The sequence below is a fragment of the Geodermatophilus sp. SYSU D00758 genome (assembly GCF_054049955.1).
On record NZ_JBJGYK010000012.1, the window covers coordinates 58,910 to 82,002 of the forward strand.

The 23,093-nt window shown below is 76.4% G+C and carries 28 protein-coding genes; 16 read left to right on the forward strand and 12 right to left on the reverse strand.

Annotation, left to right across the window (positions count from 1 at the left end; all coding sequences use genetic code 11):
* Nucleotides 1-65 precede the first annotated feature (65 nt).
* A complete protein-coding gene (locus ACI8AC_RS10800) occupies nt 66-800 on the reverse strand; it encodes a methyltransferase domain-containing protein (protein WP_456897764.1) in 735 nt (244 codons plus the stop codon).
* Nucleotides 801-870: 70 nt separating this feature from the next.
* Nucleotides 871-1,239: a DUF3140 domain-containing protein gene (locus tag ACI8AC_RS10805; RefSeq protein WP_456897765.1), complete on the reverse strand. Its 369-nt coding sequence runs from the start codon at nt 1,237-1,239 to the stop codon at nt 871-873.
* Nucleotides 1,240-1,259: 20 nt separating this feature from the next.
* Between ACI8AC_RS10805 and ACI8AC_RS10810 the strand changes: the two genes are divergently transcribed.
* The 12 genes from ACI8AC_RS10810 to ACI8AC_RS10865 all read left to right on the forward strand — a co-directional run bounded on the left by ACI8AC_RS10810 (nt 1,260) and on the right by ACI8AC_RS10865 (nt 8,883).
* Entirely contained in the window at nt 1,260-1,757 is a 498-nt protein-coding gene (locus ACI8AC_RS10810; protein WP_456897766.1) for a DUF6328 family protein, read from the forward strand.
* Between the two features lie 28 nt (nt 1,758-1,785).
* Nucleotides 1,786-2,706 (forward strand): ribokinase, encoded by a 921-nt coding sequence (locus tag ACI8AC_RS10815; RefSeq protein ID WP_456897767.1) that lies wholly within the window; start codon nt 1,786-1,788, stop codon nt 2,704-2,706.
* An 80-nt stretch (nt 2,707-2,786) separates the two neighbouring features.
* Nucleotides 2,787-2,936 carry a hypothetical protein gene (locus ACI8AC_RS10820; protein WP_456897768.1) on the forward strand — a complete coding sequence of 50 codons (150 nt, stop codon included), beginning with the start codon at nt 2,787-2,789 and terminating at the stop codon, nt 2,934-2,936.
* A gap of 52 nt (nt 2,937-2,988) precedes the next feature.
* The gene (locus tag ACI8AC_RS10825; protein WP_456897769.1) at nt 2,989-4,005 is read left to right on the forward strand and encodes a TIGR03617 family F420-dependent LLM class oxidoreductase; all 1,017 of its coding nucleotides are present in this window, start codon (nt 2,989-2,991) and stop codon (nt 4,003-4,005) included.
* A 115-nt stretch (nt 4,006-4,120) separates the two neighbouring features.
* Nucleotides 4,121-4,252: a hypothetical protein gene (locus ACI8AC_RS10830; protein ID WP_456897770.1), complete on the forward strand. Its 132-nt coding sequence runs from the start codon at nt 4,121-4,123 to the stop codon at nt 4,250-4,252.
* 218 nt (nt 4,253-4,470) lie between these two features.
* Complete coding sequence (locus ACI8AC_RS10835) at nt 4,471-5,103, forward strand: TetR/AcrR family transcriptional regulator (RefSeq protein WP_456897771.1); 633 nt, start codon at nt 4,471-4,473, stop codon at nt 5,101-5,103.
* 43 nt (nt 5,104-5,146) lie between these two features.
* Complete coding sequence (locus tag ACI8AC_RS10840) at nt 5,147-5,572, forward strand: hypothetical protein (RefSeq protein ID WP_456897772.1); 426 nt, start codon at nt 5,147-5,149, stop codon at nt 5,570-5,572.
* A 55-nt stretch (nt 5,573-5,627) separates the two neighbouring features.
* The gene (locus tag ACI8AC_RS10845; RefSeq protein WP_456897773.1) at nt 5,628-5,789 is read left to right on the forward strand and encodes a hypothetical protein; all 162 of its coding nucleotides are present in this window, start codon (nt 5,628-5,630) and stop codon (nt 5,787-5,789) included.
* A 37-nt stretch (nt 5,790-5,826) separates the two neighbouring features.
* On the forward strand, nt 5,827-6,225 hold the full coding sequence (locus tag ACI8AC_RS10850; protein ID WP_456897774.1) for a lipopolysaccharide assembly protein LapA domain-containing protein: 399 nt from the start codon (nt 5,827-5,829) through the stop codon (nt 6,223-6,225).
* A gap of 204 nt (nt 6,226-6,429) precedes the next feature.
* Nucleotides 6,430-8,274: an acyl-CoA dehydrogenase gene (locus tag ACI8AC_RS10855; RefSeq protein ID WP_456897775.1), complete on the forward strand. Its 1,845-nt coding sequence runs from the start codon at nt 6,430-6,432 to the stop codon at nt 8,272-8,274.
* 166 nt (nt 8,275-8,440) lie between these two features.
* The gene (locus ACI8AC_RS10860; RefSeq protein WP_456897776.1) at nt 8,441-8,692 is read left to right on the forward strand and encodes a hypothetical protein; all 252 of its coding nucleotides are present in this window, start codon (nt 8,441-8,443) and stop codon (nt 8,690-8,692) included.
* Complete coding sequence (locus tag ACI8AC_RS10865; RefSeq protein WP_456897777.1) at nt 8,692-8,883, forward strand: hypothetical protein; 192 nt, start codon at nt 8,692-8,694, stop codon at nt 8,881-8,883. Before ACI8AC_RS10860 ends, ACI8AC_RS10865 begins: the two co-directional genes overlap by 1 nt.
* Before the next feature lie 56 nt (nt 8,884-8,939).
* Here the strand turns inward: ACI8AC_RS10865 and ACI8AC_RS10870 are convergent, their stop codons facing one another.
* From ACI8AC_RS10870 to ACI8AC_RS10885, 4 genes are all read right to left on the reverse strand, one after another.
* Nucleotides 8,940-9,545, reverse strand: a complete 606-nt coding sequence (locus tag ACI8AC_RS10870; protein ID WP_456897778.1) for a response regulator — start codon at nt 9,543-9,545, stop codon at nt 8,940-8,942.
* The gene (locus tag ACI8AC_RS10875; protein ID WP_456897779.1) at nt 9,542-10,732 is read right to left on the reverse strand and encodes a sensor histidine kinase; all 1,191 of its coding nucleotides are present in this window, start codon (nt 10,730-10,732) and stop codon (nt 9,542-9,544) included. The genes ACI8AC_RS10870 and ACI8AC_RS10875 overlap by 4 nt, the downstream gene beginning before the upstream one ends.
* 53 nt (nt 10,733-10,785) lie before the next feature.
* A complete protein-coding gene (locus ACI8AC_RS10880; protein WP_456897780.1) occupies nt 10,786-11,577 on the reverse strand; it encodes an ABC transporter permease in 792 nt (263 codons plus the stop codon).
* A 74-nt stretch (nt 11,578-11,651) separates the two neighbouring features.
* Nucleotides 11,652-12,587, reverse strand: a complete 936-nt coding sequence (locus ACI8AC_RS10885) for an ABC transporter ATP-binding protein (protein ID WP_456897781.1) — start codon at nt 12,585-12,587, stop codon at nt 11,652-11,654.
* A 479-nt stretch (nt 12,588-13,066) separates the two neighbouring features.
* Here ACI8AC_RS10885 and ACI8AC_RS10890 point away from each other — a divergent pair, with 479 nt between their 5' ends.
* The 4 genes from ACI8AC_RS10890 to ACI8AC_RS10905 all read left to right on the forward strand — a co-directional run bounded on the left by ACI8AC_RS10890 (nt 13,067) and on the right by ACI8AC_RS10905 (nt 17,079).
* Nucleotides 13,067-13,822: a 3-hydroxybutyrate dehydrogenase gene (locus ACI8AC_RS10890; RefSeq protein WP_456897782.1), complete on the forward strand. Its 756-nt coding sequence runs from the start codon at nt 13,067-13,069 to the stop codon at nt 13,820-13,822.
* A gap of 17 nt (nt 13,823-13,839) precedes the next feature.
* Nucleotides 13,840-15,789 carry a helix-turn-helix domain-containing protein gene (locus ACI8AC_RS10895; RefSeq protein WP_456897783.1) on the forward strand — a complete coding sequence of 650 codons (1,950 nt, stop codon included), beginning with the start codon at nt 13,840-13,842 and terminating at the stop codon, nt 15,787-15,789.
* 241 nt (nt 15,790-16,030) lie between these two features.
* Nucleotides 16,031-16,171, forward strand: a complete 141-nt coding sequence (locus tag ACI8AC_RS10900; RefSeq protein WP_456897784.1) for a hypothetical protein — start codon at nt 16,031-16,033, stop codon at nt 16,169-16,171.
* 38 nt (nt 16,172-16,209) lie between these two features.
* The gene (locus ACI8AC_RS10905) at nt 16,210-17,079 is read left to right on the forward strand and encodes a 3-methyladenine DNA glycosylase (RefSeq protein WP_456897785.1); all 870 of its coding nucleotides are present in this window, start codon (nt 16,210-16,212) and stop codon (nt 17,077-17,079) included.
* Nucleotides 17,080-17,101: 22 nt separating this feature from the next.
* Here ACI8AC_RS10905 and ACI8AC_RS10910 read toward each other — a convergent pair whose 3' ends face one another.
* From ACI8AC_RS10910 to ACI8AC_RS10935, 6 genes are all read right to left on the reverse strand, one after another.
* Nucleotides 17,102-18,253, reverse strand: coding sequence for a branched-chain amino acid ABC transporter permease (locus ACI8AC_RS10910; protein ID WP_456897786.1), 1,152 nt, complete (start codon nt 18,251-18,253; stop codon nt 17,102-17,104).
* 14 nt (nt 18,254-18,267) lie between these two features.
* Nucleotides 18,268-19,152, reverse strand: coding sequence for a branched-chain amino acid ABC transporter permease (locus ACI8AC_RS10915; RefSeq protein ID WP_456897787.1), 885 nt, complete (start codon nt 19,150-19,152; stop codon nt 18,268-18,270).
* Nucleotides 19,149-19,907: an ABC transporter ATP-binding protein gene (locus tag ACI8AC_RS10920; protein ID WP_456897788.1), complete on the reverse strand. Its 759-nt coding sequence runs from the start codon at nt 19,905-19,907 to the stop codon at nt 19,149-19,151. The genes ACI8AC_RS10915 and ACI8AC_RS10920 overlap by 4 nt, the downstream gene beginning before the upstream one ends.
* Nucleotides 19,904-20,707, reverse strand: a complete 804-nt coding sequence (locus ACI8AC_RS10925) for an ABC transporter ATP-binding protein (protein ID WP_456897789.1) — start codon at nt 20,705-20,707, stop codon at nt 19,904-19,906. Before ACI8AC_RS10925 ends, ACI8AC_RS10920 begins: the two co-directional genes overlap by 4 nt.
* A 20-nt stretch (nt 20,708-20,727) precedes the next feature.
* Nucleotides 20,728-21,963 (reverse strand): substrate-binding domain-containing protein, encoded by a 1,236-nt coding sequence (locus ACI8AC_RS10930; protein ID WP_456897790.1) that lies wholly within the window; start codon nt 21,961-21,963, stop codon nt 20,728-20,730.
* Between the two features lie 379 nt (nt 21,964-22,342).
* Nucleotides 22,343-22,747: a hypothetical protein gene (locus tag ACI8AC_RS10935; protein WP_456897791.1), complete on the reverse strand. Its 405-nt coding sequence runs from the start codon at nt 22,745-22,747 to the stop codon at nt 22,343-22,345.
* Between the last annotated feature and the right edge of the window lie 346 nt (nt 22,748-23,093).

Here is a 23,093-nt window from a genome sequence, read left to right on the forward strand (position 1 = left end):
ACCTGCGCGCATCGCCCCTCCACGGCGCCGGCCGGCACCGCCCCGGCCCCCACCGCCGGCGCCGGTCACCGCTTGCGCCCGTAGCCGGCGAACACCACCGCGGTCGAGCGGATCGGCTTCATGGTGACCAGGCGTCGGCGGCCCAGCCGCCAGGCCACCGCCTCGCGCAGCGAGGGCCGCAGCCCGACCAGCCGCAGGTCCAGCCCCAGCCGGTCGGCGGCCTCGAGCAGCCGCGCCCGGTCGACGAACAGCGCCGGGTCGTGCAGCCCGCGGGGCGGGCCGCCGGGCAGCCGTTCGAGCAGGTGCACGTTGACCAGCGTGGAGAGCCGGCCGGCGGCCAGCGCGTCGAGGACCAGGACGCCGCCGGGCCGCAGCAGGCGGGCGCACTCGGCGAGCACGCCGACGTCGTCCTCGACGTGCTCGAGCAGCTCGCAGGCGAGCACCACGTCGGCGCAGCCGTCGGCCAGCGGCACCGCCAGCGCGGAGGCGGCGACCGGGAGGACGCCGTGCTCGCGCGCCAGCCGCAGCCCGGGGACGCCGGTGTCGACGCCGAGGTGCCGGTACCCGAGCCGCGCCGCGTACGGGGCCATGAGCCCGCCGCCGCAGCCGAGGTCGACCAGGACCGCGCCCGGGCGCCCCGCCGGCGGGATGTGCCCGGCCCGCGACGCGGCCAGCCAGTGCAGGGCGGCGAACTCGCCGTCGTGCCGCCACCACTCCCCGGCCAGCTCGTCGTACTGCGCCGGGTCGTTGCGCCGCCGCCCGGCCCCGTTGCGGTTGCCGTTGCCGTTGCCGTCGATCACGGCGCCGCAACCGCCGCCGGGGCCTCTGGGGTGGTCACGGCGCCATGATCGCGGCCGCGCGGGTGGCTGGTCACCTCTTCAGCGGGTCGTGGCCCCAGTTCATGAGCGAGTAGCGCCACCTCGAGCTCTCGACGTCCTCCTTCCTCGGCTCCTGGGCGAGGTGCCGCTGCACGTAGCCGTGCACCTTGCGCATGTGCGCGTGGTCCTCGTCGGTGAGGTCGCCCTTCCTGGTGCGCAGCAGCTCGACGATGCGGCGTCCCGACTCGTGGCCGGTGGACTCCCCCGATCCGCCGCTCTTCTGCCCGACCGACCTCGACTCGTCGGTCTCCAGCCACTCCTCGAGCTCCTCGGGCGTCATGTTCACCGCCTCGCCGAACTCGCGGCGGGTGGTGTCGTGGTCGTCGTCGGCCATGCCGCCCTCCAGGTGTCCGGTGGTCACGGTTGCGGTACCGCAGGTCCGTGGCGCAGAAACGGACCGACCTGGCGCGCACCGTGGAGGCCCGCGGGCAGACCCGCGACGAGGTGCTCGACCGCAACCTGGCCGAGCTCCTCCAGGAGACCCGCGTGGTCATCACCGGCGTGCAGGTGCTGTTCGCCTTCCTGCTGACCCTGGCCTTCACCGCCCGCTTCGACGACCTCGGCGGCTTCGGCACCACCGTCTACACCGTCACGCTGCTGAGCACGGCCAGCGCCACGCTGCTGCTCATCGCACCGGTCTCCTTCCACCGGCTGCTGTTCCGCCAGCGGCGCAAGGAGGAGCTGGTCACCTTCGCCGACCGCGCGCTGCTGGCCGGGCTGGCCCTCCTGCTGGTGGGCATCACCAGCGCGGTGCTCCTGGTGCTCGACGTCGCGCTGGGCCGGTGGCCGGCCGTGGTCGGGTGCGCCTGGACGGTGCTGCTCGGCGTGGTCGTCTGGTACGCCGCCCCGCTGCGGCTGCGCCGCAGGCGGGACGGGTAGGGGAGGGGCCCACCCGCAGGAGGTCCGCGTGCCCGTCACCGTCGTCGGCAGCCTCAACGAGGACGTGCTGGTCACCGTGGCCCGGCTGCCCGGCCGGGGGGAGACCGTCGTCGGGGAGGGCACCAGCCTGGCCCCGGGCGGGAAGGGCGCCAACCAGGCCGCGGCGGCCGGCCGGCTGACCGGCGGTGTGGCGATGGTGGGGCGGGTCGGCGACGACCCGGCCGGGGAGCGCCAGCGGGCCGCCCTGACCGAGGTCGGCGTGGACGTCGGCGCGGTCCGCGTCACCGCCGGGGTGCCGACCGGGACGGCGACCATCCCGGTGGAGGAGGGCAGCGGGGAGAACCTCATCGTCGTGGTGCCCGGGGCCAACGCCCGGCTGACGGCGGCGGACGTGGGGGACGACGCGGTGCGCGACGCCCGGGTGGTGCTGCTGCAGCTCGAGGTCCCGCTGGACGCGGTGTCGGCCGCCGCCGCGGTGGCCCGGGGCACCGTCGTCCTCACCCCGGCACCGCCGCGGCCGCTGCCGCCGGAGCTGCTCGCCCGCGTCGACGTGCTGGTGCCCAACGAGCACGAGCTCGTGCAGCTGGCCGGCACCCCGCCCGGGGAGCGCAGCCCGGCCGAGCTGGCCGCGCTGGCCCGGGCGCTGGGCCCGACCACCGTGGTGACCCTGGGCGCCCGCGGCGCGCTGCTGGTCCCGGCCGACGGGCCGGTGCTGCTGCAGCCCCCGCCGCCGGCGCGGGCCGTGGACACCACCGGCGCCGGCGACTGCCTCTGCGGCGCGCTCGGTGCGGCGCTGGCCGCGGGGTCCGCACTGCCGGAGGCCGTGCGCCAGGCCGTGGCCGCCGCGGCGCTGTCGACCACCGCGCCGGGCGCCCGCGGTGCCCTCCCGGACCGCGCCGCGGTCGACGCGGTCCTCGACCGGGTCCCGCCGCCGGAGCAGGTGGGCTGACCGTTTCCCCGGCCCGGCGGCGGGCACTGCCACCGCGGGACCGGGAGGCGGTCCCCCTGCACGAGCCACAGGAGCGACAGATGACCGAGCCCACCGACCGCGCCCCGGACGTCGACCAGCCGGACGGGGGCGCGCCCGACCGCGACGCGACGGGCACCGGGACCACCCCGCACCCGCAGCAGCCGGCCGAGGGCGAGGACGGCGACGGCGAGGGCGCCGACACCCCCTGAGCCCCGGCCGGCCCTGGCCGGGGTGCCCCGCGGTGCGGCAGGCTCTGCGGCCGTGCTGATCGACGCGCTCCTGCCGGCCGGCCGCGACGACGTCGCCGAGGTCGCCCGTGACCTCGAGGAGCGCGGGTACGCCGGCGCCTGGACGTCCGAGACCGCCCACGACCCCTTCCTCCCGCTGGCCCTGGCCGCCCGGACGACGCGGGACCTGCAGCTCGGGACGGCGATCGCCGTTGCCTTCGCCCGCTCGCCGATGACCGTCGCCGGCACCGCGCACGACCTGCAGCGGCTGTCCCGGGGCCGGTTCGTCCTCGGCCTGGGCACGCAGGTGCGCGCGCACGTCGAGCGGCGCTTCTGCATGCCGTGGAGCGCCCCGGTGCCGCGGATGCGGGAGTACGTCGGCGCGCTGCGGGCCGTCTGGGCGGCGTGGCAGGACGGCGTCCCGCTGCGGTTCCGCGGCGAGCACTACCGGCACACGCTGATGACGCCGGTGTTCAGCCCCGAGCCGCACGAGTGGGGCGCCCCACCGGTGCACCTGGCCGCCGTCGGCCCGGCGATGACGCGGCTCGCCGGCGAGGTCGCCGACGGGCTGCTCGTGCACGCCTTCACCACCGCCCGCTACCTCGCCGAGCGCACCCTCCCGGCCCTGGAGGAGGGCCTCGCGGCGGGCGGCCGGGTCCGCGACGACGTCGTGGTCTCCCTCCCCGGGTTCGTCGTCACCGGGCGGACCGAGGGCGAGCGGGCGCAGGCGGCGGACACGGTCCGGGAGCGGATCGCCTTCTACGGCAGCACCCCGGCCTACCGCCCGGTGCTCGAGCTGCACGGCTGGGGCCGGCTGGCCGACGAGCTGCACGCGGTGTCCCTCGGGCGGGACCCGGGCCGCTGGGCCGCGATGCGGGACCTGGTCGACGACGAGGTGCTCGAGGCGGTCGCCGTGGTCGCCGCTCCGGAGGACGTCGGGCCGGCGGTGCGGCGCCGCTTCGGCGGCCTGGTCGACCGGTTCGGCGTCCCGGCGGGCGCGGACCCCGACCGGGATCCCTGGGGGCCCCTGGTCGCCACGTCGGGGACCTGACACCCGGCGACACGCCGCCGACCAGGCACGACGTGATGCATCTCTCAGCGCACGAGGGGCACGTCACCGCCACGGGGCTGTTTCCGGCGGCCCGGTCCGGGGGAGGCTGAGGCGCATGCAGGAGACGCAGCGCGACCCCCGAGTAGCCGAGGACACCGCGGCGGACCGCCCCGCCGACGAGCAGGCCGAGCGCGCGGCCACCGTGGCGCGGCTGCTGGCCAACCCCCGCCGGGTCCGCCGGGCCTGAAGGAGGACCTCCTTCCCCCACCCCTCGCGAGCTCGGGGCGGGACCCTGCACGAGGTCGTCGCGGGAGCTGCGGAAAGTCACGGACCGTCACACCCGCCTCACCGCTCCCCGACGTCCCGACGGGCCCGGCCGCCTCTCGTCACCCAGAGCGACCAACCGTCGGCCGGACCCGGCGTGCCGCGAACTGCTCCGTCACGCCCTCGGGCACGATCCGGCACGTGACCGCCGCCGCCCTCCCCCTCGCCGCCGCCGACGACGCCTCGGCCCCCGTCCGACGCAGCCGGGCGGAGCGGCAGGCGATCGTCCTCGACACCGCCGAGCGGCTGTTCGCCTCGCGCAGCTCGCGCAGCGTGGGCATGGACGAGCTCGTCCGGGAGACCGGCCTCGGGAAGATGACCGTGTACCGGCTGTTCAAGAGCAAGGACGACCTGGTCGGCGCCTACCTGGCGCGCAAGGCGGCAACCGTGCTCTCCGCCATCGACGCCGAGCTGGTGCGCCTGGAGGGCGATCCCCGGGCGGCGCTGCTCTCCGTCGTCGACACCGTCGAGCGCGACGTCACCCGGGCCGGCTTCCGCGGGTGCCCGTTCACCAACGTGAGCAGCGAGTACGACGACCCCGAGCACCCCGCCCGCAGCGCCGCCGCCGACTACAAGTTCGAGCTGCACGCGCGGCTGGAGCGGCTGGCCGACGCGATCGTGCCCGACCGCGGCGACGACCTCGCCGCGCAGGTGCACCTCATCATCGACGGCATGTACCTCTCCGGCGGCCTGCTCGGCCCGGACGGGCCCGCCGCGCACGGCCGCCGGCTGGCCGAGCGCCTCGTCGACGCCGCCCTCGCCGCGACCCCCTGATCCCCGGCGCGCGCCCCGGACGGGCGCACCGCAGGATGGGCCGGTGAGCACCGACCGCAGCCGGCCCGACCTCGACGACACCACCGTGGAGGGCCTCGGCAAGCTCTCCGAGGCGCTGGAGACCATCGAGCAGGCCCGCGGCCAGCTGTACGGCTTCCACCAGCACTCCGGGAAGGCCGACCTGCTCCTGCAGGACGCCGTCCGGCTCTTCCGCGAGGCCGGGCACACCCAGCTGGCCGACGACCTCGACCGCGACCTCGTCGGGCGCAACGTCATGGCCGACCGCTGGACCTTCCAGATCGTCGAGGACTACGACGAGAGCTACTGGTCGGTGTTCCGCGCCTTCGACGAGCGGGCGCGCACCGAGCTCGCCGACGGCGACCGGCACGTCTACGAGGCGCGGATGAAGCAGCGCGAGCGCACCGCCGGGCACCCCCGGCACCAGGCCGGTCCCGCGCTGGACGGCTGACCCGGGGCTCCGCCCCCGGGTCGCCGTCGGACCGGTCGCGCCGCAGACTCGCGGCATGACCATGCCGACACCGGACGACGAGCGCGAGACCGGCCCGCTGGGCAGCGAGACCGCCCCGCCGGCGGACGAGGAGTCCCAGGGCGGCAGCGGGGGCCCCGCCTCGGGCACCGCCGGCCCGAGCTACCCGCCGGCGGAGAGCGAGCCCGACGCCCGCTGACCGTGCGCGCGGCCGCGCCGCGCCGCACACTCGACCCGTGACCAGTCCCGACGCCCCGAGACCCTCCGGTCCGCCCGGCCCCGGTGCCACCCCCCGCCCCGGCACCACCCCCGGCTACGGGGGCCCCGCCGGGTCCGGTGGCGTCCCGCCCGGCCGCGACCCGGGGCTCGACCGCACCGCCGACCGGCCGGCACCTCAGCGGGAGCGGCACACCGGGCGGGCGATCGGGCGCACCCTCGCCCTGGCGCTGCTGGTCTTCGTCACCGTGGTCCTGGTGCTCTTCGTCGTCTTCAACACCCAGTCGGTGGAGATCAGCCTGGTCTTCGGCAACGTCAACGCCCCGCTCGTGGTCGCGCTGGTGATCGCTGCCGTGCTCGGCGGCCTCCTCGTCGGGCTCGCCGGCCTGGCCTCGCGCGCCCGCCGCCGCAAGGACTGACGCCGGGCGCTCCCCGGGCCCGGGACCCGCACGGGTGCCGGCCTCTCCCGTCCCGGCCCGGCCGGGGCCGCCCGCGCTGCGCACCCGCCTCCCTCCCCCCGAGCGGGGGCCGGGGGTCGCTGCTTGCTCTTGTTACTCGCCGGTAATAGCGTTTGTTACCGGCGGGTACGGACGAGCCGCCCACGGAGCACGGGAGCGACGCGCATGAGCCACTACACCGCGAACCTGCGGGACCTGGAGTTCAACCTCTTCGAGTTCCTCGACACCAAGGACCGGTTCGGCACCGGGCCGTTCGCCCAGATGGACGCCGGGACCGCCCGCGGCGTGCTCGCCGAGATCCGCCGGCTGGCGGAGGGCCCGATCGCCGCCTCCTTCGCCGACGCCGACCGCAACCCGCCGGTGTTCGACCCGGCCACGCACTCGGTGACCCTGCCCGAGAGCTTCAAGCGGTCGGTGCGCGCCATCGAGGACGGCGACTGGTTCAACCTCGACCTGCCCGAGCACCTCGGCGGCTTCGGCGCCCCGCACGCCCTGACCTGGGCGGCCTTCGAGATGGTGCTCGGCGCCAACCCCGCCGTCTTCATGTACGGCTCCTGGGCCGCCTTCGCCGCGATCCTGGACGAGCTCGGCACCCCGGAGCAGAAGCAGCTCGCCCGGCTCATGCTCGAGCGCAAGTGGGGCGCCACCATGGTGCTCACCGAGCCCGACGCCGGCTCGGACGTCGGCGCGGGCCGGACCAGGGCCGTGCGGCAGGACGACGGCTCGTGGCACATCACCGGCGTCAAGCGGTTCATCACCTCGGCCGAGCACGACCTCTCGGACAACATCGTCCACCTGGTGCTGGCCCGCCCAGAGGGCGCGGGGCCGGGCACCAAGGGGCTCTCGCTGTTCGTCGTCCCCAAGTTCCACGTCGACCTCGGGACCGGCGCCCTCGGCGAGCGCAACGGCGTGCACGTCACCAACGTCGAGAAGAAGATGGGGCTGAAGGTCTCCACGACCTGCGAGCTGACCTTCGGCGACGGCCCCGTGCCGGCCAAGGGCTGGCTGGTCGGCGAGGTGCACGACGGCATCGCGCAGATGTTCAAGGTCATCGAGCACGCCCGGATGTTCGTCGGCGCCAAGGCGATCGCCACGCTGTCGGCCGGCTACCAGGTGGCCCTCGACTACGCGAAGAACCGCGTCCAGGGTGCCGACCTGACCGCCACCGGCAAGGACGCCCCGCGGGTGACGATCACCCACCACCCCGACGTGCGCCGCTCGCTGATGCTGCAGAAGTCCTACGCCGAGGGCATGCGGGCGCTGTACCTGTACGCCGCCACGTTCCGCGACCAGGTGACCGAGGCCGAGGCCGCCGGCACCGCCGACAGCGAGGAGGCCCGGCTCGCCGCCCGGGTCAACGACCTGCTGCTGCCGATCGTCAAGGGCTTCGGCTCCGAGCGGGCCACCCAGCTGCTCACCAGCGAGTCGCTGCAGACCCTCGGCGGCTCGGGCTACCTGCAGGACTACCCGATCGAGCAGTACATCCGCGACTCCAAGATCGACACCCTCTACGAGGGGACGACGGCGATCCAGGGCCAGGACTTCTTCTTCCGCAAGGTCGTCAAGGACGGCGGCGTCGCGCTGACCTGGCTGGCCGGCCAGATCCAGGCCACGATCGACGCCGAGGCCGGCAACGGCCGGCTCAAGGAGGAGCGGGCGCACCTGGCCACCGCGCTGGGCGAGGTCCAGGCGATGCTGACCGCCGTGTTCGGCCAGCTGGGCGCCGCCCAGGAGGACATCGCCAACCTCTACCGGGTCGGCCAGAACACCACCCGGCTGCTGCTGGCCGTCGGCGACCTGGTCACCGGGTGGCTGCTGGTCCGGCAGGCCGAGGTGGCGCTCGGCGCGCTCGCCGGTGAGGTCAGCGGTCGCGACCGGCACTTCTACGAGGGCAAGCTCGCCGCGGCCCGGTTCTTCTGCTCGCAGGTGCTGCCGCGCCTGACCGCCGAGCGCGCCATCGCCGAGGCGACCGACAACTCCCTCATGGAGGTCGACGAGGCCGCCTTCTGAGCAGCCCCGCCCCTCCGCCGAGCGCCTCCTCCCCGCACGGGAGGGGCGCTCGGCGCGTTCCGGGCGGGAGCGCCGGGCACGGCCGCGGAGGGGGCGCGGGAGGGGCCGTTTCACCCTGCGCGACGCGGGCATGGCGCAGGGGACGGACGAGGCGAGGAGGAAGCCCGTGACCGACCCGCAGGGCAGCGACCGGATCCAGCAGGACGTGCCGACCGCGTCCGGCACCGGCGACAACAGCGACCTGAGCTCGTCGTTCGAGGACGTGCCCCTCACCGCCGAGGAGGCCGTCGAGCGGGACGCCGCCTCGGGCGACGACCTCCCCGCCCGCGCGGACGGTGACGTCGCCCGCGCCGAACGGGCCGGCGCGTCGGGTGAGGTCTCCGGCCCCACCCCGCGGTCCGGGGGGAGGGCCGACTGATGAGCCAGTCCGACGACACGGGGTACCGGGAGTCCCCGGACACCTCCGACGGGCCGACGAACAGCAACATGGTCGACGGCGTACCGGGCGAGGACCGCTCCGACGGCGGCGAGCGTGACGTCGCGCTGACCACGGACGACGACGCCCAACGCGACGACGGCGTCACGCGCCCGGGCAACGTCCCCGACTGAGCAGGGCCCCCGCCCCGCCCCGCTCGGGCCGGGGGCCTGCAGGGGCGCCGCCGTCCTCAGATCCAGCCGTGCCGGCGGGCGACCTCCACGGCCGCGTGCCGGTTCGGTGCGCCCAGCTTCGTGGCCGCCGCCGACAGGTGGTTGCGCACCGTCCCGGGGGACAGGTGCGCCCGGGCGGCGATCTCCTCGACCGGTGCCCCGCCGGCGGCCAGCTCCAGGACGTCGGCCTCCCGCGGGGTCAGCGGGCTGTCCCCGGCGCTGATCGCCTCGGCCGCGAGCTCGGGGTCGACGTAGCGGCCGCCGCGGTGCACCGTGCGGACCACCTCCGTCAGCACCGGCGCGCTCACCGTCTTCGGCAGGAAGCCGCGCACCCCCGCCTCGAGCGCCCGCTTGAGGTGCCCGGCGCGGCCGTGCCCGGTCACGATCACCACGGCGCAGGACGGCAGGACGGTCGCGAGGTCGGCGGCCACCCCGATGCCGTCCCGGTCGGGCATCTGCAGGTCCAGGACGGCGACGTCCGGGGCGTGCGCGCGGGCCATCGCCAGGGCCTCGGCGCCCGACGCCGCCTGGGCGACCACCTCGAGGTCGTCCTCGAGCGCGAGCAGCGCGGCCAGCGCCGAGCGGATCAGGTTCTCGTCGTCGGCCAGCAGCACCCGGATCACGCCGGCACCGCCGCGACGAGGGTGAACGCGCCCGCCGCGGGCCGGGTGGTCAGCCGGCCCCCGGCGGCGGCCAGCCGCTCCCCCAGCCCGGTCAGGCCGGTCCCCCACGGTCCGGGCGTCCCCGCGGCGTCGTTGGTCACCGTCAGCACCACCTGCTCCCCCTCGTCGGTGAGCGCGATCGTGCACCGGCCGGCCCGGCTGTGCCGCAGCACGTTGGTCACCGCCTCGCGCACCACCCAGCCGAGCACCACCTGGGCCGGCTCGCCCAGCCGGCCGACCACCGCCTCCCCCTCGACCGTGCAGGCCACGCCGGCCGAGCGCAGCACCGAGCGCGCCCCGGCCAGCTCACCGGCGAGGTCGGTGGCCCGGTAGCCGCGCACCACCTCGCGGACCTCCCGCAGCGATTCCTCGGCGATCCGGCTGATCCCGGCCACCTCCTCGGCCGCGCCGTCCCGGCCCCGGCGCACCAGCTCACCGGCCAGCTGGCTCTTCACCGCGATCGCCGAGAGGTTGCGGCCCATGACGTCGTGCAGGTCCCGGGCGAAGCGCAACCGCTCCTCGGCGACGGCCAGCTGGGCCTGCACGCCGCGGGTGCGCTCCATCTCCCGGACCACGTCGAGCACCCACACGGAGAAGCGGAAGGCGAGGGCCAGGAAGGTGAGGGCCGCGCCGGTGACGACGGCCTGCACCGCGCCCACCGCGAGAGGCGCCCCGAGCGCGACGACCACGATGCCGATCGCGCCGCCGGTCCCGAACCCGGCGCGGGTCAGCGTCCGGGTGGGCCAGACCGCGGCGGTGGCGGTGAGGACCATCGCCGGCGGCATGCCCGCCCCCCAGACGAGGGCGGGGCCGCCGGGCACGTCGCCCCCGTAGGCGAGCACCCCGGCGGCCGAGGTCAGCAGGGCCACCGCCGCGGCGGCGAGCGCCGGGCCCCGCGGCAGGGACCGGCCGGTCCGGCGGGCGGCCAGCCCCGCCCGGGCGAGCAGCACCGCGGTGAGCGCCACCGCCACCGAACCGACCAGGAACACCATCGCGGCGGGTCGGTCCGGCGGCTGCTCCGCCGAGCCGTGCACCCCGACGGCCAGCAGCGGCGCCATCGCCAGCCAGCCGTAGAAGGACCACCGGGTGTAGAGCTCGATCCGTTCCGGGTCGGTGCGGTCGCTCCACCACCGCGCGACGGTCGGCACGGCTCCCATGCTGCCGTACCGGCCGGCCCGCCCCGTCGGCGCCGGGTCCACCGTCAGCGCCGCGGGGCCCAGCGGAACGACCGCGCGGTCAGCGCCCCCGCGCCGAGCAGCCAGGCGACGAGCACGGCGAGCGGCACGAGCGCGGCCCCGTACAGCTCGGCGCCGGCGACCACCGCGCCGTCCCAGGTCCGCCCGGCCAGCCCCAGCTGCAGCAGCTCGACGACCGGGGTGAGCGGCAGCAGCCGGGCGGCCGTGGCCAGCGCCTCGGGCAGGACGGTCAGCGGGAAGAACAGGCCCGACAGCGCGGTGGCCGCGACGACGACCGGCAGCGTGGTGATCTGGGCGGACTCCGGGGTCCGGGTGAACAGGGTGCTCGCGGTGGCCAGCACCACCATGAGCACCGCCCCCAGGACGACGGCCAGCAGCGGCAGGACGACGTCCACGGGGGCGGTCCACCGCCCGAGGACGGCGATGCCCGCGGTGAGCAGGAGGACCTGGCCGGCGGTGACCAGCAGCGTGGGCACGGCGGTGGCCAGGAGCACCTCCGGGCCGGACAGCTCGCCGGTGCGCAGCCGCTGCAGCACGAGGTCCTCGCGGCGGGCGACGTAGGTGGTCACCAGGTTGTAGTAGGTCAGGAAGACGAGGGTGACGGTCACCGCCGTCCCCACCAGTCCGCGGCCGCCGACCTCGCCGGCCAGGGGCACGAGGGCGACCAGCAGCAGGGGCAGGACGACGGAGTTGACGAGGGCGGTGCGGTTGCGCAGCAGCAGCCGCGTCTCGGCGACGGCCAGGGCGGCGATGCGGCGGGCGCGGGACGGGCCCGCGGGGGCGGTCGGCGTGGTCACGGGTGCGGTCTCCTCCCGGGTCGGGGCGGTCGGGTCGGGGTGGTCGGTCGGTCGGGGATGGTCGGTCGGCGGGCTCAGTAGGCGTCGGCGACGGCGAGGAACGCCTGCTCGAGGGAGGCGGCGCGGGCCTGCAGGGCGCGGAGGACGACGCCGTGGCGGGCGGCCCAGGTCAGGAGCTCGGCGAGCACCGGCTGCAGGCTGCGGGTCCGCCACTCGACGCGGGGGCCGGCCCCGACGACCTCGACGGCGTCGGGCACCGGCGGCGCCGGCGTGCCCGGGTCGAGGGTGAAGCGGACGGTGGCCGGCTGGGTCTCGGCGATCTCCTCCTGCGTGCCGGCGAGGACGACGCGCCCGGCCTTGAGCACGGCGATGCGGTCGGCGAGCTCCTCGGCCTCCTCGAGGTGGTGGGTGGTGAGGACGACGGCGGCCCCGTCGTCCACGAGGCCGGCGACCAGCCGCCAGACCCGGCGGCGGCTCTCCGGGTCCAGGCCGGTGGTCGGCTCGTCGAGCACGACGACCCGCGGGCGGCCCAGCAGCGCCATCGCGAGGTCCAGCCGCCGCCGCTCGCCCCCGGAGAGGCTGCGCACCCGGACGTCGGCGCGCCCGGTGAGCCCGACCTGGGCCAGGGCCTCGGCGGGGTCCCGGGGTGCGGTGAGCGTGCCGGCCCAGGCCCGCACGGTCTCGGCGACGGTGAGGTCCCCGGGCAGGCCGCTGGACTGCAGCAGCAGCCCCAGGTGCGGGCGCACCCGCGCGCGGTCGGCGACCGGGTCGGCGCCGAGCACCCGCACGGTGCCACCGGAGGGGCGGGCCAGACCCTCGAGCACCTCGAGCGCGGAGGTCTTGCCGGCGCCGTTGACGCCGAGCAGCGCGAACACCTCCCCCGGGTGCACCTCGAAGGAGACGCCCCGGACCGCCTCGAAGTCGCCGTAGGCGCGGCGCAGGTCGGTGACCTCGACCGCCGGTGGCGCGGCGGTCGCGCGGTTGCCGCTGCGGGTGGGGGCAGGGTGCACGGGGTTCTCCCTCCTCGGGTGCCCGCCGGCCGGGGATCGGCCGGTCGCCTCCGGGCACCTCCCACGCTGCTGCCGTCCCCGCGCCGGCACAGGTGCCGCATCTCACGACCTGCGGCCCGCACGCCACGGGCCCCCCGTGACAGCTGTCACGGGGGGCCCGTGCGGCACCCGTCGGAACCGGAGAACGGCCGGCAGGGCCAGGACGCCGGTGGCCAGCAGGCTGCCCGCCGGGGCCCCGGCCTGCGGCCGGGACGCCCACGAGGTCGTCGCTCCCGGGGAAGACGACGCCAGGTCGCTGTGGCACGCCCACGATGTGCCCGCTGCCACGCCGTCCCGCTGTCCGGTGTGGTGCCGGCACACAGCTGCGGCTGGCGCCCGTGCGGCCGGACCGGTCCACGGTGGCGGGGGCCACACCGCGCCCGTCGCCCGTGTGCTCCGGACCCATGTCGGCGGCGCGGCCGCGGCCCTAGCGTGACCGCATGGCAAACGAGCAGCCGCTGGCCGGGCGCCGGGCACTGGTCACCGGTGGGGCGTCGGGGATCGGGCGGGCGTGCGCGGTCCGGCTGGCCGCGGCCGGTGCGGACGTCGTCGTCCTCGACCGGGACGGGGACGCCGCCCGGGCGGTCGCCGACGGGATCGGCGGCACCGCGGTCGCCGCGGACCTCACCGATCTGGACGGCATCGACGCCCTCGACCTCGACGTCGACGTGCTGGTGAACAACGCCGGCCGGCAGCACGTGGCACCGCTGCACGAGTTCCCGACCGAGACCTTCTCGGCCATCCTCCGGCTGATGCTGGAGGCGCCGTTCCGGCTGGTGCGCGGCGCGCTCCCCCACATGTACGGCCGCGGCTGGGGCCGGGTCGTCAACATCAGCTCCGTGCACGGGCTGCGGGCCTCGCCCTACAAGAGCGCCTACGTCACCGCCAAGCACGGGCTGGAGGGGCTGTCCAAGGTGGTGGCCCTCGAGGGGGCGCCGCACGGGGTGACCTCCAACTGCGTCAACCCGGCCTACGTGCGGACCCCGCTGGTCGAGGGCCAGATCGCCGACCAGGCCCGGGCCCACGGGCTGTCGGAGGACGAGGTCGTCGAGCGGGTGATGCTCGCCCCGGCGGCGGTCAAGCGGCTGATCGAGCCGGAGGAGGTGGCCGACGCCGTCCTCTGGCTGTGCTCGCCTGCGGCGCAGTCGGTCACCGGCACCTCGCTGGCCATGGACGGCGGGTGGAGCGCCCACTGACCGTGCGACCGGCGAGGATGCCGGTCGTGCCACGGGACGCCGCACCGACCACCGCCGAGGCCGGCCCGGCCGCGGACGACGCCACCGCCTGGGCCGCGGAGTACCTCGGGCTGCTGCTCGAGGACGCCCCGCCGATCGCCTACGAGGGCCCGCTGGTGCGGGCGCGGGCCGCCGGCGCGCCGCCGGCGGTGCTGGCCGGCCTGGAGCGGGCCCGCATGCTGGCCCTGCAGGTCCGGGACGCCTTCGAGGCCCGCCGCCGCCGCGAGTCGGAGCTCTCGGCGCTGTTCGACACCGCCAGCGACCTGGCCACCCTGCGCAGCGTCGACGAGGTGCTCACCGCGATCGTCCGCCGGGCCCGCCAGCTGCTGGGCACCGACGTCTCCTACCTGACCCTCAACGACGACGCCCGCGGCGACACCTACATGCGGGTGACGGACGGCTCCGTCTCGGCCCGCTTCCAGGCGCTGCGGCTGCCGATGGGCGAGGGCCTCGGCGGGCTGGTCGCCCAGTCCGCCGCCCCCTACGCGACCGCCGACTACTTCGCCGACGCGCGGTTCCACCACACCGACGACATCAACTCCGGGGTCCGCGAGGAGGGGCTGGTCGCCATCCTCGGCGTGCCGCTCATCCGGGGCCCCCGGGTCATCGGGGTCCTGTACGCGGCCGACCGGTCGCAGCGGTCCTTCGAGCGCTCCGAGGTCGCGCTGCTGGGCTCGCTGGCCGCGCACGCCGCGATCGCCCTGGACAACGCCCGCCTGCTCGAGGAGACCCGCACCGCCCTGCACGAGCTCTCGGCGGCCAGCCGGGAGCTGCGCGAGCACACCGCCTCGGTCGAGCGGGCCGCCGGCGCCCACGACCGCTTCATCGACGTGGTGCTGCACGGCGGCGGGGTGGAGGACGTCGCGGCCGCGGTCACCGAGGCGCTCGGCGGCCGCATCACGGTCCTCGACGAGGAGGGCCGGGCCGTGTCGTCGTCCCCCGGCGGTGGCGAGCTGCCCGCCGACCCGGCGGCCGCGCTGACCCTCGCCCGCAGCACCGGCCGCACGGTCCGCGACGGCACATGGTGGACCGCGGCGGTGACCGTCGGCAGCGAGCTCCTCGGCGGGCTGGTGCTGCGCCGGGACGACGGGCTCTCGGACTCCGACCAGCGCATCCTCGAGCGCGCCGCGCTGGTCACCGCGCTGCTGCTGCTCATCCGGCGGACCGCCGGCGAGGCGGAGGGCCGGGTCCGCGGCGAGCTGCTGGAGGAGCTGCTGGGCAGCGCGCTGCGCGACCCCGAGGGGCTGCGCGAGCGGGCGCGGCGGCTGGGGGCCGACCTCGACCGGCCGCACGCGGTCGTCGTCCTGCGGGTCGAGGAGGCGTGCCGCGGCCGGGCGCTGGCGGCCGCCGGTCACCTGGCCGCCCTCCGCGGCGGGCTGGCCGGGGTGCACGACGGTTCGGTGGTCCTCTGCCTGCCGGAGGTGGACGCCGCGACCGCCGCGGCCACCGCCCGCCGGGAGGTCGCGGCGGCCGTCGGCCGGCCGGTGACCGCCGGGGGCGCCGGGCCGGCCCGCGGGCCGGCCGGGGTGGCGCCCGCGTACGCCGAGGCACGGCGGTGCGCGGCCACCCTGGAGGCGCTGGGCCGGGCCGGGGAGTCGGCCGGGGCCGCCGAGCTGGGGTTCGTGGGCCTGCTGCTCGGGGAGGGCCGCGAGGTCGGCGGGTTCGTCCGGGCGACGCTCGGCCCGGTGCTGGACTACGACGCCCGGCGCGGCACCGACCTGGTCGGCACGCTGCGGGCCTACTTCGAGGCCGGCGCCTCCCCGGCGCGGGCGGCCGAGCGGCTGTCGGTGCACGTCAACACGGTCACCCAGCGCCTGGAACGGGTCGGGCGGCTGCTCGGCCGGGAGTGGTCGGCGCCGGACACCGCGCTGGAGGTGCAGCTGGCGCTGCGCCTGCACCGGCTCACCGGGTCCGCGGCGCTGGACTGACTGTGCGCCTGGCCGGGCGGGCGCCGCCGCGGCCCGCGGACCCGCCCGGTCCGGGACCTGCGGCCCTGCCTCACCGGCGAGGTGCCGGGGGAGCCTGGAGCGCAGACGGTCCTGGAGGGGGTGCGTGATGGGCACGCGCAGGGCAGGACGACAGGGTCCCGGCCGGGTCCGCCGGGCGGCCGCGGCCCCGGTCCGGGTGGTCGCGGCACCGTTCCGTGCCGCTGGGCGGTTCGTCTCCTGGGTGCGCCACTCCCAGGCCGACACCGAGGCCGTCTACGGTCCGGACCCGAACGACGTCCCGGCGGGGCAGCGGGCGGCGAAGGCCGCGGTGGTCCTGCACGGCCTGGGCGGGGGCGGGCAGCAGGGCGGCGGCATGGCGTGACGCGCCGGGCCCCGGCGGGCGCCGCCTACCCTGGCCCGGTGCCCGCCGTCGCGACCCTGCTGACCGCCGCGGCGTGGACCGCCCGGGCGCAGGCGCACGCGGAGCGGGCCGACGCCCTGACCGCCGGGCACCGGGCGCGGCGGGCCACCGGGGAGCGGCACCCGGTCGAGGACTTCCTCTACGAGTACTACCCGACCCGCCCGTCGGTGCTGCGCCGCTGGCACCCGGGGGCGGGGACGGCGCTGGAGGGCCCGGCCGTGCACGCCGGGTGGCGGTGCTACGCCACCGCCGCCGACGGCGCGGTGGCCCTGGACACCGGGGCCTATCGGGAGGCCCGCGGGGACACCGTCGCCTTCGTCGACCGGCTGCTGGCCGCCACCGCCGGCCGCCCCGCCTCCTTCGGCTGCTTCGGGCTGCACGAGTGGGCGATGGTCTACCGCGCCGGCGCGCACCGGCACCCCCTGCCGCTGCGGCTCGGGCAGGCCGGCACGGACGCGGTCGTGGAGGGCGCCACGGTGCGCTGCTCGCACTTCGACGCCTTCCGCTTCTTCACCCCGGAGGCCGTCGGTCTCAACCGGCTGCAGCCGACCCGCGCCACCCAGGTGGACCTCGAGCAGCCCGGCTGCCTGCACGCCACCATGGACCTCTACAAGTGGGCCACCAAGCTCGGGCCCGCCGTCCCCGGTGAGCTGCTGCTCGACTGCTTCGAGCTGGCCCGCGACGTGCGGGAGCTCGACATGCGGGCCTCGCCCTACGACCTGCGGGCGCACGGCCGCGCGCCGGTGCGGATCGAGACCGCGGAGGGGCGGGCGGAGTACGCGGCGGCGCAGCGCGGGTTCGCCGCCCGCGGCGCGGCCCTGCGCGCGCGGCTCCTCGAGGTCTGCCGGCGGCTGCTCGAGGAGGCCTGACCCCCGGCGTCAGGCCCCGGCGTCAGGCCCCGTCGTGCGGCCGGCCGGAGCCGGCGCCCACCCCGGCCCCGCGCCCGGCGGACTCCCGCAGCTGCTCGACCACCCGCCCGGGCGGCGGCGTCCCGTCGCCCGCCGGCCGCGCGCGGCCGCGGCGGCGCTCGCGCAACCGGGCCACCAGGCCGGCGATGCCCCCGGGCACGAAGAACACCACCAGGACGAACAGCGTGCCGAGCAGGAACAGCGGCTCCGACAGCGGCACCCGGAGCCAGGCCGGGAGGTCCTGCACCGCCGGGGAGGCGGCCAGGTCGGTCAGCCGGCTGTCCAGGTAGGTGTAGAGGACGCCGCCGAGGACCGCCCCCCACCGGCTGCCCGCGCCGCCGAGCACCACCATGACCAGGAGGCCGAGGGTGAAGTCGGCGGTGGTCACCCGCGGGGTCGACCCGCCGAGCAGCAGCAGGTGCACCACCCCGCCGAAGGCGGCGAGCAGGCCGGCGAGCACGAAGACCAGCAGCTTGAAGCCGTAGGGGCGCAGGCCGAGCACCTCCACCCGGCGCTCGTTCTCCCGGATCGCCTGCCACACGTGCCCGGCGCGGGAGTTGGTCACCCAGGTGACGACGAGGTACACCAGCGCCAGGTAGGCCAGGGCCAGCCAGTACTTGTTCACCGTGTTGAAGACCCCGACGAAGGCGTCCGGGATGGGGTCGCGGGCGACGGCCAGCCCCTCCTCGCCGCCGGTGAGCCCGCCCGGGTCCTGCAGCACGAGGATGGAGCCGACCTGCGCGGTGGCCAGGGTGACCATCGAGAAGGCGATGCCGGAGACCCGCAGGGCCACGCCGCCCACCAGCAGCGGCAGCGCGATGCCCACCACGGTGGTGAGCAGCAGCGCAGGCCCCAGCCCCCACCCGAGCTCGGTGAGCGCCAGGTTGGCCACGTACGTCCCCGCGGCGAAGTACAGCGCGTGGCCGAAGGACAGCAGCCCGGTGAAGCCGAAGAGCAGGTCGTAGGAGAGCGCCACCCCGCCGAAGACCAGGCACAGCGCCAGCAGCTGGAGGGTGCCCGGGCTGTTGAGCACGCCGTCGAACAGGCCCGGCACCTGCAGCGTCGAGTACGGCAGCAGCGCCAGCACCACCAGGACGACCAGCGGGGCGAACCGCCCCGGCCGCAGACCGCGCACTCCGCCGTCCCCTCTCATGCCACCCTCGCCGTCAGCCCGCCCGGGCGCGCCAGCAGGACCACGGCCAGCAGCAGGACGACCGACAGGTCGCCGACCCCGCTGGCCGCGTAGTAGTTCGCGAACTGCTGCACCAGGCCCACCAGCACCGCCGCGGCCGCCGTCCCGGTGATCGAGCTCATCCCGCCGATCACGACGACGATGAAGGCGAAGATCAGCAGGGAGGTGCCCTGCCCGGGCGAGATGGAGCCCAGGTACACCCCGCCGAGCGCCCCGGCCAGCGCGGCGAAGGCGCCGCCGACGGCGAAGACGAGGGTGAAGGCCTTCCGGACGTCGATGCCCAGGGCGGTGACCATCGAGCGGTTCTCCACGCCCGCGCGGATCACCAGGCCGACCCGGGTGGTCCGGAGGAACACCAGGACGGCGACCAGCACGAGCACCGCCGTCGCGACCAGCAGGAACCGGTCGTTGGGCACCTGGGCGCCGAGCAGGGACGTCGTCCGCTGGGTCCACGCCGGCCGCGGGAACGGGCGGGGGTCCGAGCCCCAGATGGCCCGCACCAGGGCCACCAGCGCCAGACTCAGCCCCACGGTCACCAGGACCTGCTCGATGTGCCGCTCGTACAGCGGCCGGATGAGCAGCAGCTCGACCAGGGCGGCCACGACCGTCCCGACGGCGACCCCGAAGACCACCGCGTAGACGAAGGACCAGCCGCCGTCCCCCGCCCCGGGCAGGTTCTCCGCCGCCCACCAGGTGCCGTAGGCCCCGATGGTGAGGAACGCGCCGTGGGCGAAGTTCAGCACGCCCATCAGCCCGAAGATCAGCGACAGCCCGGAGGCGACGAGGAAGTACAGGGCGGCCAGCCCCAGCCCGGTCACCGCGAGCAGGACGAAGGTGCTCATGCGTGGGTACCCCCGCTCGGCGCGACGCCCAGCAGCTCGCGGGTGCGGTCGGCGTCGGCCAGCAGCTCGGGCGCCGACCCGCTCCAGGCCACCCGGCCCTGGTCGACGACGACGGCGTCGGTGGCCAGCCGGCGCACCACCGTCAGGTTCTGCTCGACGAGCAGGATCGTCACCTCCTCGGCCGCGCGGGCCAGCACCTCGGCGACCTCGGCGACCAGCAGCGGCGCCAGCCCCTTGGTCGGCTCGTCCACGAGCAGCAGCCGGTTGTCGTTGAGCAGCAGCCGGGCGATCGCGACCATCTGCTGCTGGCCGCCGGAGAGGGTGCCGGCCAGCTGCCGGCCGCGGGTGCGCAGCTCCGGGAAGAGCTCGAACACCCGGTCGTGGTGGTGGGCGCTGCCGCGCCGCTCGGCGAGCGCCAGGTTCTCCGCCACCGTCAGCCCGCCGAAGACCTCGCGGTCCTCGGGGGCGTACCCGACGCCGAGCCGGACCACCTCGTGCGTGCGCCGCCCCGACAGCCGGTGCACCCGGCCGTCGGCGCCGGTGAGCTCGACCAGCCCGGTCGAGGGGACCAGCCCGAGCGCGGCCTTGACGGTGGTCGTCTTGCCGGCGCCGTTGCGGCCGAGCAGGGCGGTCACCCCACCCTGGCGCACGGCCAGGTCGACCCCCTGCAGGATGTGGCTGCCCGAGAGCCGGACGTGCACGTCCGACATGCGGAGCAGGACGTCGCCGCGCCCCGCCGCGGTCGCCCCGCTCACAGCGCGTCCCCGAGGTAGGCCTCCTGGACGGCGGGGTCGGCGGTGACCCGCCCGGGGGTGTCCAGGGCCAGCAGCGCGCCGTGGTGCATGACCGCCACCCGGTCGGCCAGGCCCAGCAGCACGTCCATGTGGTGCTCGACCATGAGGACGGTCCGGCCCTCCTCGCGGTGCACGCCCGCGATGACCTCGGTGAGCCCGCCGACGTCCTCGATGCTCACCCCGGCCATCGGCTCGTCGAGCAGCACGACGGCCGGGTCGGTGGCCAGCAGGATGGCCAGCTCCAGCTTGCGCTTGTCGCCGTGCGAGAGGGAGCCGGCCAGGGCGGCGGCGCGGTGCCCCAGCCGCACCCGGTCCAGGGCCCGGCCGGCCACCTCGTACGCGCGGTCGGTGCGCCGCACCAGCTGCCAGGGCCGCAGGCTCCCGCCCAGCCGGGCCTGCGCGGCCAGCCGGACGTTCTCCTGCACGGTCAGCCCCGCGAAGACCGACGAGGCCTGGAAGGTGCGGCCCAGGCCCCGCCGGGCCCGCGCCGCCGGGCTCGCCGACGTGATGTCGGCGCCGTCCAGCGTCACGCTGCCCGCGGTGGCCGGGAGCAGCCCGGAGAGCAGGTTGAACAGCGACGTCTTGCCGGCCCCGTTGGGGCCGATGACGGCCACGAACTCCCCCGGCGCCACGTCGAAGCTGACGTCGGAGACGATCACCGCCCCGCCGATCGCGCAGGTCAGGCCCGCCACCTGCAGCACCGGCGCTCCGGGCGGCGGCGCGGTCGGGGTCGCCGCCCGGCTCCCCACCGGTCCGGACACGTCCTGCTCCCCGGTCCCGGTCAGGAGGAGGCGACCGGCGGGGCGGTCGCCTCCGGGTCCAGGGTGTCGACGAGGACGGGGACGAGCTCGCCGCCCTGCTGCTCGAGGCGCGCCTGGAACATCGGCTGCAGCAGGGCGTGGTCCTCCTCGCGGATGGTCAGCTCGCCCTTGACGCCGTCGAAGGTCCAGCCCTCGAGGGCGTCGATCATGGCCGTGACGTCGTCCCCGCCGCTCTCCTCGACGGCGTGCGCGATCATCTGGGCGGCCGTGCACCCGTCGGGCGTGAAGAGGTCGACCTCGCCGCCGGCGGCCTCGACCCGCTCGGCCATCCCCCGGGCCACCTCGTTGTCCACCGCCTCGGCGAAGAAGTGGGAGAGGAAGTTCAGCTGCCCGGCGACCTCGTCGCCGTAGGTCGGGTAGGACGCGCGCAGGTCCAGCCCGGTGACGACGTTGGTCGAGTCGAAGACCCCCTGCTGGCCCATGGCCTGCCACATCGCGGGCGCGGTCTCCCCGGCCCAGGCGACGAAGGTCAGGTCGGCGCCGGCGTCGCGGGCCTGCGCGGCGAACGGGGTGAGGTCGGTGGCGCTGGCGGGGACGAGCAGGGGCGTGACGGTCGCCCCGCCCTGGTCACCGAGGACGGCGGTGACCGCGGCGACGTTGGCCTGGCCGAAGGCGCTGTCCTGGGCGAAGACGAGCACGCTCTTGCCGGCGGCGTCCCCGATGAAGGACTCGGCCGTGCGCACGTCCTGGTAGGTCTGCCGGCCGGACCGGAAGGTGTTGTCGTTGACGCCGGTGATGGCGTCCGTGGCGGCCGGGCCGGAGATGAACAGCACGTCGTTCTGCTCGGCGAGCGGGGCCACCTGCGTGGCCACCCCGGAGGAGGCCGACCCGGCCAGGATCTGCACGCCCTGGCCGATCAGGTCGGTGGCCTCGGCGACGGCCTTGGCGGGGTCGCCGGCGTCGTCCCGCTGGACGACCTCGATCGGTCGGCCGGCGACCTCGCCGGTGCCGTCGGTGACCATGTCCAGGCAGGCCTCGAACCCCTGCAGGTACTGGGCGCCGTAGGCGGCCAGCGGACCCGAGGTGGAGGTCACCAGCCCGACCTGGACCGGCGCGCCCTCGTCCCCACCACCACCACCGCCGCCGCCGCCGGAGCTCCCCGCCGTCGGGCTGCCGCAGGAGGTGGCCATCGCCAGCACACCGGTCACCCCCAGGCAGACGGCGGTGGTGCGGGACCGGGGACGGGGTCGCGTCATCGCGTGCTCCTCGGGGTGCGGGCCGGGTGGGTGCCCCGGCACGGTCCCGGGACGTGGGCTGGACCACACCGTAGGGAGACGATCTCGTTCCGCACATGGCGGCCGACCCCACATCACGACGCGCAGGTGTGGGGGCGCGCGCCACAGAACCCTGGCCCGGCGAGGAGGGATACCGGGCCCACGCGGCGGGCTCGACAGATCCCCGCATCCCCGCAGGGCCCGTGGGTCGGCACCGTTCAGTCGAGGCCCGCCCGCGATCCTCGTGCCGCTCCAAGGGGTGGCAGATCGACGAGCGGCGAACGAATCGGCCCCCACGGCCGGGAAGAGGAGGTTCCGGCTGTTCCTTTGTGCGGCTGGCCGGCTGCTGGCAGGGTGCCCTTCACGCTCCGGCGGGCATCCGGGCCCCCAGGGCGTCACTGAACTCGACGTCGTAAGGCAGGGTCCGGAGCTCCTCGACGGAGGCTTCGACGCCGCGAGCGCGCAGGAGCTGGGAGAGCCACTCCCAGGGGTGCTCCTCGCCGCTGCCATCTGCATCGTCCGGCAGGACGGTCGTGCGCACGCTGCGCTCGAGATGCTCGCGAGTCAGGTGCTGCCAGCGATCCACCGGCGCCCGTCCTCCTGCGGCATGCAGCCAGGTGCTGAACCCTCGGTCGGCGTGTAGTCGGACGCGGCGGCCATCGGCCAGGACAGCGAACTCCTCGACGCGGAACGACATCCCGAGGGTGGTGTCGTCCTCGGTCTCGATGTCGCACCACGCGCCGAGGCGGACGACCTGCGTGGGCACGGTGGGACCGTTGCGCCGATCACCGCAGCCCTGCGGCGCGCGAGGCAGACCGTTCAGGACACCGGCGTCAGGTCGTCACACCTCCACCGTGCGGAGGCCTGCGGACAGCCACCACGCGGAGCCTGGCAGGCACCATCTGACGGCGCACGGCCCTGGTCGGGCGACGAGGAGTGGCTAGTGCGGGGCCGGGTCGGTCCCCGGTTGACCCTCCGCAGGGACGCTCACCTCCACTCCGAGCGAGACGAGCCGCGATCTGTGGACAGGCCCCGACCTGGGGATCCGCCGTGCGCGGCGGCCGCGCCGGCGATGCCCTTCGTGCACACGTTCGAGGCGGTGGGAGCGGGAG

Excerpts from the sequence above, each read along its gene's own strand:
- ACI8AC_RS10820 (WP_456897768.1), top strand. The coding sequence starts at position 2,787 with ATGACCGAGCCCACCGACCGCGCCCCGGACGTCGACCAGCCGGACGGG.
- ACI8AC_RS10830 (WP_456897770.1), top strand. The coding sequence starts at position 4,121 with ATGCAGGAGACGCAGCGCGACCCCCGAGTAGCCGAGGACACCGCGGCG.
- ACI8AC_RS10845 (WP_456897773.1), top strand. The coding sequence starts at position 5,628 with ATGACCATGCCGACACCGGACGACGAGCGCGAGACCGGCCCGCTGGGC.
- ACI8AC_RS10855 (WP_456897775.1), top strand. The coding sequence starts at position 6,430 with ATGAGCCACTACACCGCGAACCTGCGGGACCTGGAGTTCAACCTCTTC.
- ACI8AC_RS10865 (WP_456897777.1), top strand. The coding sequence starts at position 8,692 with ATGAGCCAGTCCGACGACACGGGGTACCGGGAGTCCCCGGACACCTCC.
- ACI8AC_RS10890 (WP_456897782.1), top strand. The coding sequence starts at position 13,067 with ATGGCAAACGAGCAGCCGCTGGCCGGGCGCCGGGCACTGGTCACCGGT.
- ACI8AC_RS10895 (WP_456897783.1), top strand. The coding sequence starts at position 13,840 with ATGCCGGTCGTGCCACGGGACGCCGCACCGACCACCGCCGAGGCCGGC.
- ACI8AC_RS10915 (WP_456897787.1), bottom strand. The coding sequence starts at position 19,152 with ATGAGCACCTTCGTCCTGCTCGCGGTGACCGGGCTGGGGCTGGCCGCC.
- ACI8AC_RS10930 (WP_456897790.1), bottom strand. The coding sequence starts at position 21,963 with ATGACGCGACCCCGTCCCCGGTCCCGCACCACCGCCGTCTGCCTGGGG.